The organism is Pseudomonas sp. UYEF17 (genome assembly GCF_040546125.1).
Lineage (GTDB): Bacteria > Pseudomonadota > Gammaproteobacteria > Pseudomonadales > Pseudomonadaceae > Aquipseudomonas > Aquipseudomonas putida_Z.
The window spans coordinates 1-13,160 of sequence record NZ_JBEPNE010000023.1 but is presented as its reverse complement, the minus strand read 5'-3'; the positions used below and the strand labels follow the sequence as shown (position 1 = coordinate 13,160).

Genomic DNA, 13,160 nt, shown 5'->3' with positions numbered 1-13,160 from the left:
ATGGCATCGCAGGCAGCGACGGCAAAGCGAAACGCGCTGGAACTGGCGCCAGTTTAGCCCTTCCCTACCTGCCTCCAAAAGCCACGCTCACGCTAGCGTTGCTCCCGTACGAACTCGATGAAGGCCCGCAACGCCGCAGGCACCTGGCGGCGGCTCGGGTAGTACAGATACAGCCCCGGGTAGTAGTGACACCAGTCCCCCAGCACCTGCTGCAGATGGCCACGCTCCAGGTGCTCCTTGGCCATGTCTTCGAACACATAGGCCAGGCCGAGCCCTTGCAAGGCAGGCGCCAGCATCAGGCTGACGTCACCCAATACCAAGGGCCCCTGGACATCGACCTCCAGTTGCACGCCCCCGCGCTCGAATTCCCATCGATAAAGTGCGCCACCAGGGAAGCGGTGCCCGATGCAAGGTAGCTGCTTCAAGTCTTGCGGGTGCTGTGGAACAGGATATCGATCAAAGAACGCGGGCGCCGCTACCACCACCGAACGAAGGTAAGGGCCGATGGGCAGCGAAACCATGTCCGCCTGGAGTCGCTCCCCCAGGCGCACGCCGGCGTCAAAGCCGGTGCCCACCATGTCGACCAGTGCATCGTCACTGACGATTTCCAGGCGTATATCCGGATACGCCTGCAGAAAGCGATTGGCCAGTGGCAGTAGTGCGAGCTCTACTGCGGCGCGCCCGGCGGTGATGCGCAGGTTGCCTGACGGTTTGTCGCGGAAGTTGTTGAGGTCCTCCAGCGCGTCGGCGATGTCCCGAAAGGCCGGTTGCAGCCTCTGGTAAAGACGCTCCCCTGCCTCGGTAAGCGCCACACTGCGCGTGGTGCGGTTGAACAGGCGAACATCAAGACGGGTTTCCAAAGCCCGCAGCGCATGGCTGAGGGCCGAAGGCGTAAGGCCCAGCTCGACCGCCGCGCGGCTGAAGTTCAGGTGGCGGGCAATACACAGGAACAGGGACAGGTCGGCGGTGCTGGTTGGCTTCATTGCTGAAAGCTACTCAAAGGCCTATGTAATATTCATGGGATTATCACATCAATCCGAAGATTTTAAAGTTCGCTCAACTCATCGAGAAGGCCCGCATGGTGCAGGGTCGGATACAGGAGGAGTTGACATGCGTACCTGGCTCATTACTGGCGCTTCCCGCGGTTTCGGCACCCTGATCGCCCAACAGGCCCTGGCAGCGGGTGACGCCGTCATCGCAACGGCGCGTAACCCGGAAGACATCGAGGCTCGCCTTGGCCGGCACCCGAATCTGCTGGCCGTGCGGCTGGATGTGACCCGCGAAGAGGACGCCCTTGCGGCGGTCGCTGCTGGCATCAAGCATTTCGGGCAAATCGACGTGCTGGTCAACAACGCCGGTTTTGGCGTGCTCGGCGCGGTAGAAGAAACCAGCGCCAGCGAAACCGAACGGCTGTTCGCCACCAACGTTTTCGGGCTGCTCAACGTAACCCGCGCCGTACTGCCCCACATGCGTCGCCAACGCAGTGGCCACGTGATCAACATCTCGTCGCTCGGCGGCTACCAGGCCTACATGGGCTGGGGGGTGTACGGTTCGACCAAGTTCGCAGTCGAAGGCATCAGCGAAGCGATGCACCAGGAACTGGCCCCCTTGGGGATCAAGGTGACGGTGGTCGAGCCGGGCTTCTTCCGTACCGACTTCCTGGATGACCAATCGCTGGTGAAGACAGCCCTGGAGTTGCCTGACTACGCAGCCACCGTTGGCGTCATGCGCCACTACGCCGAGGCGGCCAATCATGCCCAGCCCGGCAACCCTGCGAAGCTGGCCGAAGCCCTGCTGGCCCTGGCCAATGCAGCGAACCCGCCACTGCGCCTGGCGCTGGGCAGCGACGCAGTCGCGCGCATCGAGGCCAAGAACAGCGCGGTCGAGCAAGAACTGGCCCAGTGGCGGGACCTGTCGCTCTCTACCGACTTTGCCGCGTAGCCGTTACACCGCATGCGCTCCCATAGAACTGCACATAACTCATTGAATTAGCAGGGACCCTGTGGGAGCGGCTTTAGCCGCGAACACCGGCGCAGCCGGTGCCATGCACCGCGTTGGATTTTTCGCGGCTAAAGCCGCTCCCACAGGGTACGAGGATCGCTTGCGAACTCCGTTATCTGTGCGACAGCGCGGCCCAAAGGGCTGGGCAATCTCCCACAGGACCTGTGTATGCCTTCAGGGCTTACAAACAGCCAACATGCTCGCAGCGTCGCTGCGCTCGAATTTGCCAGGTGTTTCAACCGCGATGTGCCTGACCACCAGGTCGTCGACCAACATGGCATAGCGTTGCGAACGCCGGCCCATGCCGCGTGCCGAGAGGTCCTGGATCAGGCCCAGCGCCTCGCTGAACTCACCATTGCCATCGCCAATCATCCTGACCTCCTCGCCCACCTGCAGGCTCGCGCCCCAGGCATTCATGACGAATGCATCATTGACCGAAACACAGAGAATTTCGGCAACCCCGGCGGCGAACAGGTCCTGGGCCGCAGCCACGTAGCCCGGGACATGCCGCTCCGAACAGGTTGGCGTGAAGGCACCAGGCAAGCCGAAGATCACCACTTTTTTCTGCTTGCAGCGCTCGTGCAGGGAAAACGCGTTCGGGCCGATCGCACAACCGCCCTCGCCGTTGCTGTACTGGTAAAGCGTTACGTCGGGCAGTGTATCGCCGGTCTTGATCATCGCTGTCTCCCTGGGGCGGTAAATGGCCAGGCATGATGCAGCATCCTCCGGGGTACGTCAGCTACCACCGCGAACAGGCCAGCCCCCAGCCCGATCAACACACTGAAGCACGCCATCGATCTCGGCCACTACCTGCCTAGTTGCATCCTCGATGGCCCCTTCATTACGGCACAGTACCCAGCCGTGTTCCGCTACCGCACGTTCGAACGCCTCGGTACAGGCAACCTGCTCGTCCAGGCTATGGATCACCGTACTACCCAACCCGCGCGTTCGTGCCGCGGCCCTTGCCCATGAAGTATCAGGGGCCGTGACAACGCCGACATGCAAATCGGGCACTTGCACATTTCGCTCGAGGTTCAGACGCAGGATCTCGTCGAACGCCACGCTGCGGCGAAATGCGGCATCGGACGGGTACCAGCGATCAATCAGGATGATGCTGTCTACTGGCTGCCTCGGCAGCACATGTCGGGAAATCCAGGCACGGCTTTCGGCGAAGCGCTCGCATACCCTCAATTCCAGGTCCCGGGAGGGGTTTCTGACCAGTTGGTTGACGAGGGCCATGGTTTCTCCCCGGTAGGGGTCGCTTTTTTTCTCGCAAAGCCGGATCACTTTCTTGTTGTCAGCCCTCAGGGCCTTGGTAACCGCCTCCAGAAGCGTGGTCTTGCCGGTGCCCTTGGGCCCATCGATGGAAACAAACAGCGGGCGGGTCATTTCTGATTACCAGTCGAATCTGAAAATACAGCGCAGGCCTGGGTGCCAGCGCGGTCTTTGTGGGAGCGGGCATGCCCGCGAAGCAGGCGACGCGGTGGATGGCACCGGCCAAGCCGGTGTTCGCGGGTAACCCCACACACAGGGTCCCTGCCAAAGCAACAAGTCATGTGCAGCCCCATGAGAGGGGGCATGCAGTTGGCCGGAATCAACCCAGCTGGGCCTGAAGAAACAGCGAAAAAAGCTCCGACTGCGATTTGATACCCAGCTTGCTGTACATATGCTTGCGGTGCACTTTCACTGTCTCCACGGAGATTTCAAGCTTGCGCGCGATCTCTTTGCTGGAACACCCGCTGAGCATCAGCCGGCCCACCTCCAGCTCACGCCCGGTCAGCGGCGACTCCATCTGCTCGACCCTGTCCTCCATGCGGCTTTGCCAGTGCGGCGCGGGCTTGGTGGCCTCTTCCAGCAACTCCCGCTCGAACGTCATCCGCTGGCGCATCAGCGCAGTGACCCAAGGCCGCAACAGTTCCAGCAGGGTGACCTGCTCGATGCTGAACCGGCGCTTGCTACCCAACGAGAGGCACAGCGTGCGCTGCGCATCCAGCTGCACGTTGAACTGAATTTCATCGGCAACCACGTTAAGCCGGAAATAGCGCTGGTAGTAGTCCGTCTGCTCGAAACACTCAGGGGCCACATCCGCCAGGCGCACAAGGCCGGACACCGCAGCCTCTCGGCTGGCCACGTAGAACGGGTCCAGCAGGTACAGGCCGTTCAGGTAGTCCTGGAACAGCGGGTCAGGGTTGCCGTCTGCACTGGGGCATTCGGCGAACACCTGCGGGCGCCCTGCGGAAAACAGCAGCGCAACCCAGCTGTCGCAGGCAACGTACTCGTTCAGCAACCGCACCAGGGCTGTCCAGAAGTGGTCCTTGTCGAGGGTTTCGATCAATTGGCCTACCGATCGGTGCCAGGCGATGTCGTGCAGCGTAAAATTCATCCTCTACCCCTGTTGGGTTACCACGTGGGCGTAATACCCCCCGCCATGATGACCACCCCATAATCCGGGCTAGCTTACGCTGAGCGAACCTGTACCGGGATCGTTTTTTACACCCCATGCCGCCAGGGCATGGCGGTCGAAGCCGTTAGTCGAGGATTGGAAATGAAGGTAGAGCTTGTCCAACTGTCCGGTCGCGATGGCGATACCGCGTACAACCTGCAGCGCACCATCGAGGCGATCGGCAACTGCGGCGCCGATACCGATCTGCTGGTCTTCCCGGAAACCCAGCTGATGGGCTTCCCAACCGAAGAAAACATCGGCCGCATCGCCGAGCCACTGGATGGCCCGAGCATCACGGCAGTCCAACAGGCCGCACAAGCGCAAAACGTTGCCGTGGTCGTCGGGATGGCCGAAGCCGCAGACGACGGCCGTTTCTACAACACCACCGTGCTGGTCACGCCTGAAGGCGTAGCGCTCACCTACCGCAAGACCCACCTTTGGGCATCGGACTGCGGGGTTTTCACCCCAGGCGACCGTTTTGCGACAGCCCTGTTCAAAGGCATCCGTGTCGGCCTGCTGATCTGCTTTGACATCGAATTCCCCGAAACCGCCCGTGCCCTGGGGCAGCTGGGCGCAGAACTGATCATTGTCACCAACGGCAACATGGACCCGTACGGGCCCACCCACAGAACCGCCATCACCGCACGCGCCATGGAAAACCAGGCCTTTGCGGTCATGGTCAACCGCGTGGGTGACGGTGATGGCGGCCTGGTCTTCGCTGGCGGCAGTGCCGTCGTCGACCCGTACGGCCAGTTGCTGTGCGAAGCCGGCCGTGGCGAGTGCCGCATGACCGTCGAGCTGGCCATGGAGCAACTGCAGCAGTCACGGCGCGACTACACCTACATCGCCCAGCGCCGCATCCAGCTGCCGGGTGAACAGGTCGAGCACGCCAACGGCCTTCGCGAACTGATCATCCCCTCCTGAATATTCCACCCTTCCAGGCTCTCTTACTGGAATGCAAGGCCGCCAGGGACGGCAGCGTGTTCGACTCTGAATAACAATCACAAGCTGGAGCAAGCAGTAATGGCCACACTCAAGCGAACGCTTTCGCTGGGCTCGGTGGTGCTTTTCGGCATCGCCTACATGACCCCCATCATCGTCCTGGGCACATTCGGTATCCTGGCCGAGACCACGGGAGGGAGGGTACCCGCAGCCTACCTCGCTGCTGCCATCGCCATGCTCTTTACCGCCTTGAGCTACGGCCACATGGCGCGCGCCTTTCCGGTCGCCGGGTCCGCCTATACCTACGTGCGCAAATCGATCAGCCCGCAGCTGGGCTTCATCACCGGGTGGGCGGTGTTGCTCGACTACCTGTTCCTGCCCATGGCGATCTGGCTCATTGGCGCGGCCTATCTGCACTCGGCGTTCCCGGGCGTGCCACAAGCCATTTGGGTGCTGGCATTCATCGGCATCACCACAACGATCAATGTGATCGGCCTGCGGCTGGCCAAGACCGTCAATGGCCTGTTGATGTTCATCCAGCTGCTGGTGCTGGCGGCTTTCGTTGCGCTCGCGGTGCACTATGTCTGGGGCGACCCCACGGTGCCGCTGTGGACACTCGAGCCGTTCTACAAGGAAGGCACCCAGTTGCCGCTGATCATGAGCGGTGCGGCGATTGCCTGCTATTCCTTCCTGGGCTTCGACGCGGTCAGCACCCTGACCGAAGAAACCAGGGAACCACGCAAAAACATCCCGAAAGCCATCCTGCTGATCACCCTGATCGGCGGCGGGCTGTTCATCGCCTGCAGCTACTTCGTTCAGCTCGCTCACCCGTCCACCGACTTTGCCAACGCCGACGCGGCGGCTTATGAAATTGCCCAGAACATCGGTGGCGACATCTTCGTCAGCATCTTCCTGCTGGGGCTGATCGTCGGCCAGTTCACTTCGGGCCTGTCGGCGCAAGCCAGCGCCTCCCGCCTGCTGTATGCGATGGGGCGTGACGGTGTGCTGCCCAGGTCATTCTTCGGCAAGCTGAGCGAGCGCTTCAGCACGCCGGTGCCCAGCATCATCCTATGCGGGCTGGTCGCCCTGCTCGCCTTGCGCATGGACGTGACGACCTCCACCTCGTTCATCAACTTCGGTGCCTTTCTCGCCTTCAGCCTGGTCAACCTGGCGGTGATCTTCCACTACTGGGTTGCCATGCAGCAGCGTGGTGCCAACGCGCTGCTGATGTACCTCGCATTCCCCCTGGTGGGCTTTGCCTCCACCTTGTGGCTGATGGCGAGTCTCGATCACCTGGCGATCTACCTGGGGGCAGGCTGGCTCTGCCTCGGCGTGCTCTACCTGACCGTGATTACCCGTGGTTTCAAGCGCAAGCCACCGGAGATGCACTTCGAGGAAGCCTGAGCGGCCCTCTAGACCACTCGCCTGGCATCCCTGCGCACCGCCTGCGGCGGCACCCCAAACCCGCGGATGAACACCTCGCGCAGGTGCCGACGGTCTCTGAAGCCGGTCTCCCTGGCCACCACGTCCAGGCTGTGCCGGCTTTGCTCGATCATCAGGCGGGCAGCCTCCAGGCGCAGGTACTCCACGGCCTTGGCCGGGGACTGCCCGGTTTCGGCAGTGAACACCCGGGTGAACTGCCTGGGGCTCAGGTGCACCACACCGGCCAGCTCTTCGACACTGAGCGGGCGGTTCAGGTGCTGGCGGGCGTATTCCAGGGCGCTCTGGACGCGGTCCGACTTCGGCGCCAGGGCGAGCAGTTCGGAATGTTGCGACTGCCCGCCCGAGCGCCGCTGATGCATCACCAGCTTGTGCGCCACTGACCTTGCCAGCTCGGCCCCCAGGTCTTTCTCCACCATGGCCAGCGCCATGTCGAGGGCCGCGGTCATTCCCGCCGATGTCCAGACCGGCCCATCGATGATGAAGATCCGGTCATCGTCGACCTCGACCTTGGGGTGCAGGGTGCGCAGTGCCTTGGCATAGGCCCAGTGGGTGGTGGCCCGGCGATTGTCCAGCACGCCGGCCTGCGCCAGCACGAAGGTGCCGGTACAAAGCCCGGCGGTCCTGCGCGCACTGGCAACAAAGCCTTGCACGCACGCCAGCACCTCATCGGCCGGGGGCGTCTCGGGGGTCAGGGTACCGCTGACCATCCAGGTGTCAGCCAGGCCTGGTGCAGCCAACGGCAGGGTTTCGATGGGCATGCCCAGCGATGAGCGGACCATGCCGCCACCTACCGAGAAGTTCTGCACCCGGTAAAACGCCTCCCCGGCGACGAGGTTGGCGACCTCGAACACCGTCTGCGTGGCCAGGCCCATGATTTGAAAACCTTCGGTGATCAGATAGCCGATGCGATGCATGACCGGGCTCCGTCTGGTAGTGTCCTGAAACACTACCATATACGTCATTTGAGCCAGTGAAAATCTACCGCATCATGGCCCCAGTCCCCAATCACTGGAGCTTGAATCATGACTCACTCGCACAAAGGCACCGCCCTCATTACCGGCGCTTCCTCGGGTATCGGCGCGGTATACGCCGAGCGCCTGGCCCGCCTCGGCTATGACCTCGTGCTGGTCGCACGCAACCGTGACCGCCTCAATGCACTGGCCAGCCGCATCAGCCAGGAAACCCGGCAAAGTGTCGAAGTCTTCCCGGCAGACCTGGCAAGCCCCGATGAACTCGCCCGGGTCGAGCGCAAGTTGCGTGAAGACGCGAGCATCACCCTGCTGGTGAACAATGCCGGTATCGGCACCCATACCCCCCTGCTGGAAAGCGATGTCGAACGCATGGCCGAGATGATCAGCCTCAACGTCACCGCCCTCACCCGCCTTACCTATGCCGTGACGCCAGGCTTCGTTGCCCGCCAGCAAGGTGCAGTGATCAATATCTCGTCGGTCGTCAGCCTGGTCCCGGAGCTGCTAAATGGCGTTTATGGCGCCAGCAAGGCGTACGTCACCGCCTTCACCCAGTCGCTGTACAAGGAACTTTCGCCACACGGCATCCAGGTCCAGGCCGTGCTGCCTGGCGCCACGGCCACCGACTTCTGGGCGATTGGCGGCTTGCCGGTGGAGAACCTCGACCCAGGTATCGTGATGTCGGTTGACGACCTGGTCGAAGGCGCCCTGCAGGACTTCGACAACAAGGTACTGATCTCCATCCCTGCCCTGCATGACCTGCAGCGCTACACATCCTACGAGAGCAACCGTCAGGCCCTGTTCGGTGAGCTTTCCAGCAACCGGCTGGCACCTCGCTACAGCGCCAGCTGAAACTGATTGCCTGGTCGAAGGCCCGCGCGGGGGTTACCGAGCACGGCGCTCCAGTCGCTGTCCCTGTAGGAGCGGCCTTGTGTCGCGATGGGCTGCATGGCAGCCCCGGCGATTGTTGCGTTGACGCTGAAATCCGGGGGCCGCTTTGCGGCCCATCGCGACACAAGGCCGCTCCTACACAGGTTCGGCGCCAGCCTTGAGGTGGCGCCGATCCTGTCAGGCCTTATACCGCCAGCGCGCGCTCACGCAGCTCGCTGTTGAGGATGCGGTCGTTCTCGCTGTAATCGACCGGGCAGTCGATCACGTGCACGCCCGGGGTCTTGATGCAGTGCTCGAGCAGCGGCAGCAGGCCTTCGGCGCTTTCCACGCGGTGGCCGTTGGCACCGTAGGCTTCGGCGTACTTGACGAAGTCCGGGTTGCCGTAGTCCAGGCCGAAATCGGTGAAGCCCATGTTGGCCTGCTTCCAGCGAATCATGCCGTAGCCGTCGTCACGCAGGATCACCACGGTGATGTGCATGCCCAGGCGTACCGCAGTTTCAAGCTCCTGGCTGTTCATCATGAAGCCGCCGTCGCCGCAAACCGAAATCACCGGGCGGTCCGGGTGCACCAGGTGCGCGGCCATGGCCGATGGCAGGCCGGCACCCATGGTCGCCAGGGCGTTGTCCAGCAGCACGGTGTTCGGCTTGTGCGCCTTGTAGTTGCGGGCGAACCAGATCTTGTAGATGCCGTTGTCCAGGGCAACGATGCCTTCGGAGGGCAGCACGCGACGGATGTCGGCGACCATGCGCTGCGGGTAGACCGGGAAGCGGTCGTCATCGGCACCTTCGGCGATCTGCGCTTCGTTGGCTTCACGGATGGCCATCAGGCGGGTGAAGTCCCAGTGCGAAGTGTCGTTCAGCGCTTCGCTGATCTGCCATACGGCGTTGGCGATGTCGCCGATCACTTCAACCTGCGGGAAGTACACGGCGTCGACTTCGGCAGAGCGGAAGTTGATGTGGATGACTTCGGTGCCGCCACGGACCATGAAGAACGGTGGCTTCTCGATCACGTCGTGGCCGATGTTGACGATCAGGTCGGCGGCTTCGACGGCGCGGTGCACGAAGTCACCCGACGACAGCGCGGCGTTGCCCAGGAAGCGCGGGTGACGCTCGTCGACCACACCTTTGCCCATCTGGGTGGTGATGAACGGGATGCCGGTCTTGTCGATCAGCTGCTTGAGGACCTTGGCGGTCATCTTGCGGTTGGCGCCGGCGCCGATCACCAGGATCGGGTTGCGGGCGTTCAGCAGCTTTTGCACGGCAGCGTCGATCGCCACGTGCTCGGCCAGCGGACGGCGGTGCAGGCTTGGCGGGATCGGCAGTGCGTCGGTCTGCTCGGCGGCGATGTCTTCCGGCAGCTCCAGGTGCACGGCACCCGGCTTTTCTTCTTCAGCCAGGCGGAAGGCTTCGCGCATACGGGCCGGGATGTTGTCGGCGGAGGCGAACTGGTGGGTGTACTTGGTGATGGGGTCCATCATGCCGCACACGTCGATGATCTGGAAACGGCCCTGCTTGGACTTCTTGATCGGCTTCTGGCCGGTGATCATCATCATCGGCATGCCGCCCAGGTAGGCGTAGGCGCTGGCGGTGACCAGATTGGTGGCGCCAGGGCCGAGGGTCGACAGGCTGACGCCGGTCTTGCCGGTCAGGCGACCATAGGTGGCAGCCATGAAACCTGCGGACTGCTCGTGACGGGTAAGTACCAGCTTGATCTTCGACTTGCGCAGGGATTCGAGCAGGTCGAGGTTTTCCTCACCAGGAATGCCGAATACATACTCGACACCTTCGTTTTCCAGGCATTGCACAACGACATCGGCGGCCTTGGCCATTTGGGGTACTACCTCAAAATCTTTGTGGGATTGCAGATTTATTAAGCTGCGTGACTGAGATGTTGCAGGATGTCTCAGTGGCGCGCATCGTAGGCCCTCTGGTTAATAATAATAAATATATTGTTATGATGCTTGGCATCACAGTTTGTTATAAACGGTAAACCCCCTCAATGAACCTCAAGGCATTGCGCTGCTGCGTCGAGATCGTGCGCCAAGGCAGCTTCACCAAAGCCGCGCAGCACCTGCATATCGCCCAGCCGGCACTGAGCATGGCCGTTACCCGCCTGGAAGAAGAACTGGGCGTCACCCTGTTCAACCGCACCACGCGCAAAGTCATCCTCACAGCCGAGGGCGAACGCTTCCTGCCACGTATTGCAGCGGCCCTGCGGGAAATGGATGTGGCCCGGCAAGAACTGCGCGACATGGCCGACCTGAAGCGCGGCGAAGTGCGCCTGGGTATCCCGCCGATGTTCGGCCTGCACTATGTGCCCGGCTTGATGAACGCCTTCCGCCAGCTGTACCCGGGTATTGCCATGACCGTGTTCGAAGGCAGTGCCGAGGACATCGGCCATCGCCTGGAACAACGGGAAATCGACCTGGCGCTGCTGGAGTCCAGGCGCGTGCCGCCCGACAAGGAATCGATCCTGCTGGGCAGCGACGAGATGCTGGCGTGCATGCACCCTGACCATCCCTATGCCGGCAAGGCCTTCCTCACGGCCGAGGACCTGCGCAATACCGACATGGTGGTATTCGACCGCACCTTCGTGCAGCGCCACCTGCTGGATGCGTTCTTCGCCGAACATGGCATCACGTACCAGGTAGCACTGCAGAGCAACTTCGTATCGCTGGTGGTACAGGCCGCGCTGGACAACATGGGCGTGGCGACCCTGCTGCGCTCGGTGCAACAACGCACGCCGGGCATTGTCGGCGTACCGTTCCAGCCAGCGCAGCAGATGAGCTTCCGCTTGTGCTGGCGGTCGGGGGAATACCTGTCGCTGGCCAGCAAGCGCTTCATCGATTTTGCCGCGCAGACCCATTACCTGGAGCGCTGATTCCACCCTGCTCCGGCCCTTTCGCGGCTAAAGCCGCTGCCACAGTCATCACGCAGATCTACTGTGGGAGCGGGCGTGCCCGCGAACACCGGCACAGCCGGTGCCATCCTCCGCGCTGGATTCTTCGCGGGCATGCCCGCTCCCACAGGTGCTGCTCAAGCCGCAGGTCCAGGAAGCTGGCCAGCTTCCTCGACGTCACCGTCACGGATTGACTATGATCCCGCCTTGAACGTTTCAGCATGTTTCAACAAGGATCCAGATGTCAGTTCAGGAATTACCCCCTCTCCCTAGCAAAACTACCGTCGCCAAGATGGAAGCCGCCATGGCGCTGGGCAGCTTTGCCATTGGCACCGGCGAGTTCGCGATCATGGGCCTGATGCCCGATATCGCCAGCAACCTGCAATTGAGCGAGCCCCAGGTGGGCCATGCCATCAGCGCCTATGCACTGGGGGTGATGGTCGGCGCCCCGACACTGGCGATCATCGGTGCCCGGCTTTTGCGCAAGCACATGCTGCTGTTGCTGATGGCGCTGTATGCCCTTGGCAACCTGGCTACCGCCTTCGCCCCCTCGTTCGGTGGCCTTGTCGCCTTCCGCTTCATCAGCGGCCTGCCCCATGGCGCCTACTTCGGCATCGCGGCGGTGGTGGCGTCGAGCATGGTGGCCAAGGACCAGCGGGCGGGGGCCGTGGCCCGGGTGATGATGGGCCTGACCCTGGCCATGTTGCTCGGCAACCCGGTTGCCACCTTGCTGGGCCAGTACTTCGGCTGGCGCTCGGCGTTCGTGCTGGTTGGCGCGATCGCCCTGTGCACCATCGCCCTGGTCTGGCGCTTCGTGCCCCAGCGCCACGATGAAGTGCGCAGCGACCCGCGCAAGGAACTGCAAGCCTTCACCCTGCCGCAGGTGTGGATGGCGCTGGGCATCGCCTCGATTGGCTTTGCCGGCATGTTCTGTGTGTTCAGCTACCTGGCGCCAACCATGTTGCAGGTGACCCAGGTGTCGCCGCAGTGGATTCCGTTCGGCCTGGCGGCGTTCGGCGTCGGTGGCATTGTCGGCAACATCGCCGGAGGCAAGCTGTTCGACCGCCTGCAGTTCCGCGCCGTCGGGCTGGTGCTGGTGTGGTCGATTGCCGTGCTGCTGTTCTTCAGCTTTGCTGCCCAGGCGCTGTGGAGCCTGCTGCTGGGCATTGGCCTGGTCGGCACCATGATTGCCCTGGCGGCGCCGTTGCAAATCCGCCTGATGGACATTGCCCATGAAGCGCCAAGCCTGGCGGCGGCGTCGAACCATGCGGCGTTCAACCTGGCCAATGCGCTGGGGCCGTGGCTGGGTGGCATGGCGATTACCGCAGGCATGGGCTGGACCAGCACCGGGTACATCGGCGCGGCTACGGCGCTGGTCGGGCTGGGGATCTACCTGGTGGCACGGCGGATGAAGGGTGGGCACTAAGGCCCGGCTTTTCGCTTGATACTGGCGCCTAACGTTGGTTTGGCACGATCCCTTGTAATCGATGGACTCGCCCCCGCCGAGGCATCACAGTGCCACGGTGGCGTTCTAAGAAGCCAACGGCAGCGAGGGCGAGACCATGAAAAAGCAT

Annotated in this window: 12 protein-coding genes; 6 read left to right on the top strand and 6 right to left on the bottom strand. The window is 62.6% G+C overall.

Translation table 11 applies throughout. The features are described 5' to 3' along the window. Window positions 1–92: 92 nt before the first annotated feature. Window positions 93–983 carry a LysR family transcriptional regulator gene (locus ABIB24_RS24005; RefSeq protein ID WP_137164016.1) on the bottom strand — a complete coding sequence of 297 codons (891 nt, stop codon included), beginning with the start codon at window positions 981–983 and terminating at the stop codon, window positions 93–95. A 127-nt stretch (window positions 984–1,110) separates the two neighbouring features. On the opposite strand from ABIB24_RS24005, the gene ABIB24_RS24000 reads away from it, so the two are divergent. Continuing rightward, on the top strand, window positions 1,111–1,941 hold the full coding sequence (locus tag ABIB24_RS24000; RefSeq protein WP_274079885.1) for an oxidoreductase: 831 nt from the start codon (window positions 1,111–1,113) through the stop codon (window positions 1,939–1,941). A 234-nt stretch (window positions 1,942–2,175) separates the two neighbouring features. Here the strand turns inward: ABIB24_RS24000 and ABIB24_RS23995 are convergent, their stop codons facing one another. From ABIB24_RS23995 to ABIB24_RS23985, 3 genes are all read right to left on the bottom strand, one after another. Next, window positions 2,176–2,679 (bottom strand): peroxiredoxin, encoded by a 504-nt coding sequence (locus ABIB24_RS23995; protein ID WP_274121110.1) that lies wholly within the window; start codon window positions 2,677–2,679, stop codon window positions 2,176–2,178. A gap of 57 nt (window positions 2,680–2,736) precedes the next feature. Next, window positions 2,737–3,390: a dTMP kinase gene (locus ABIB24_RS23990; RefSeq protein ID WP_075045268.1), complete on the bottom strand. Its 654-nt coding sequence runs from the start codon at window positions 3,388–3,390 to the stop codon at window positions 2,737–2,739. Window positions 3,391–3,595: 205 nt separating this feature from the next. Beyond that, window positions 3,596–4,384, bottom strand: coding sequence for a helix-turn-helix transcriptional regulator (locus ABIB24_RS23985; protein WP_075045269.1), 789 nt, complete (start codon window positions 4,382–4,384; stop codon window positions 3,596–3,598). 162 nt (window positions 4,385–4,546) lie between these two features. On the opposite strand from ABIB24_RS23985, the gene ABIB24_RS23980 reads away from it, so the two are divergent. Both ABIB24_RS23980 and ABIB24_RS23975 read left to right on the top strand, forming a co-directional pair. Continuing rightward, window positions 4,547–5,368 (top strand): carbon-nitrogen hydrolase family protein, encoded by an 822-nt coding sequence (locus tag ABIB24_RS23980; protein ID WP_354317377.1) that lies wholly within the window; start codon window positions 4,547–4,549, stop codon window positions 5,366–5,368. Between the two features lie 99 nt (window positions 5,369–5,467). After that, window positions 5,468–6,790 carry an APC family permease gene (locus ABIB24_RS23975; protein ID WP_354317375.1) on the top strand — a complete coding sequence of 441 codons (1,323 nt, stop codon included), beginning with the start codon at window positions 5,468–5,470 and terminating at the stop codon, window positions 6,788–6,790. Between the two features lie 8 nt (window positions 6,791–6,798). On the opposite strand, the gene ABIB24_RS23970 is transcribed toward ABIB24_RS23975, so the two are convergent. Beyond that, window positions 6,799–7,743: a GlxA family transcriptional regulator gene (locus ABIB24_RS23970; RefSeq protein WP_354317374.1), complete on the bottom strand. Its 945-nt coding sequence runs from the start codon at window positions 7,741–7,743 to the stop codon at window positions 6,799–6,801. A 108-nt stretch (window positions 7,744–7,851) separates the two neighbouring features. Here ABIB24_RS23970 and ABIB24_RS23965 point away from each other — a divergent pair, with 108 nt between their 5' ends. After that, window positions 7,852–8,649, top strand: coding sequence for an SDR family NAD(P)-dependent oxidoreductase (locus ABIB24_RS23965; RefSeq protein WP_354317373.1), 798 nt, complete (start codon window positions 7,852–7,854; stop codon window positions 8,647–8,649). A 223-nt stretch (window positions 8,650–8,872) separates the two neighbouring features. On the opposite strand, the gene ABIB24_RS23960 is transcribed toward ABIB24_RS23965, so the two are convergent. After that, window positions 8,873–10,516, bottom strand: coding sequence for an acetolactate synthase large subunit (locus tag ABIB24_RS23960; protein WP_354317372.1), 1,644 nt, complete (start codon window positions 10,514–10,516; stop codon window positions 8,873–8,875). Window positions 10,517–10,686: 170 nt separating this feature from the next. Between ABIB24_RS23960 and ABIB24_RS23955 the strand changes: the two genes are divergently transcribed. Together ABIB24_RS23955 and ABIB24_RS23950 are read left to right on the top strand one after the other, a co-directional pair. Continuing rightward, window positions 10,687–11,568 carry a LysR family transcriptional regulator gene (locus ABIB24_RS23955; RefSeq protein WP_061302335.1) on the top strand — a complete coding sequence of 294 codons (882 nt, stop codon included), beginning with the start codon at window positions 10,687–10,689 and terminating at the stop codon, window positions 11,566–11,568. Between the two features lie 259 nt (window positions 11,569–11,827). Beyond that, window positions 11,828–13,012, top strand: coding sequence for an MFS transporter (locus ABIB24_RS23950; protein WP_025339214.1), 1,185 nt, complete (start codon window positions 11,828–11,830; stop codon window positions 13,010–13,012). The last annotated feature ends 148 nt before the right edge of the window (window positions 13,013–13,160 follow it).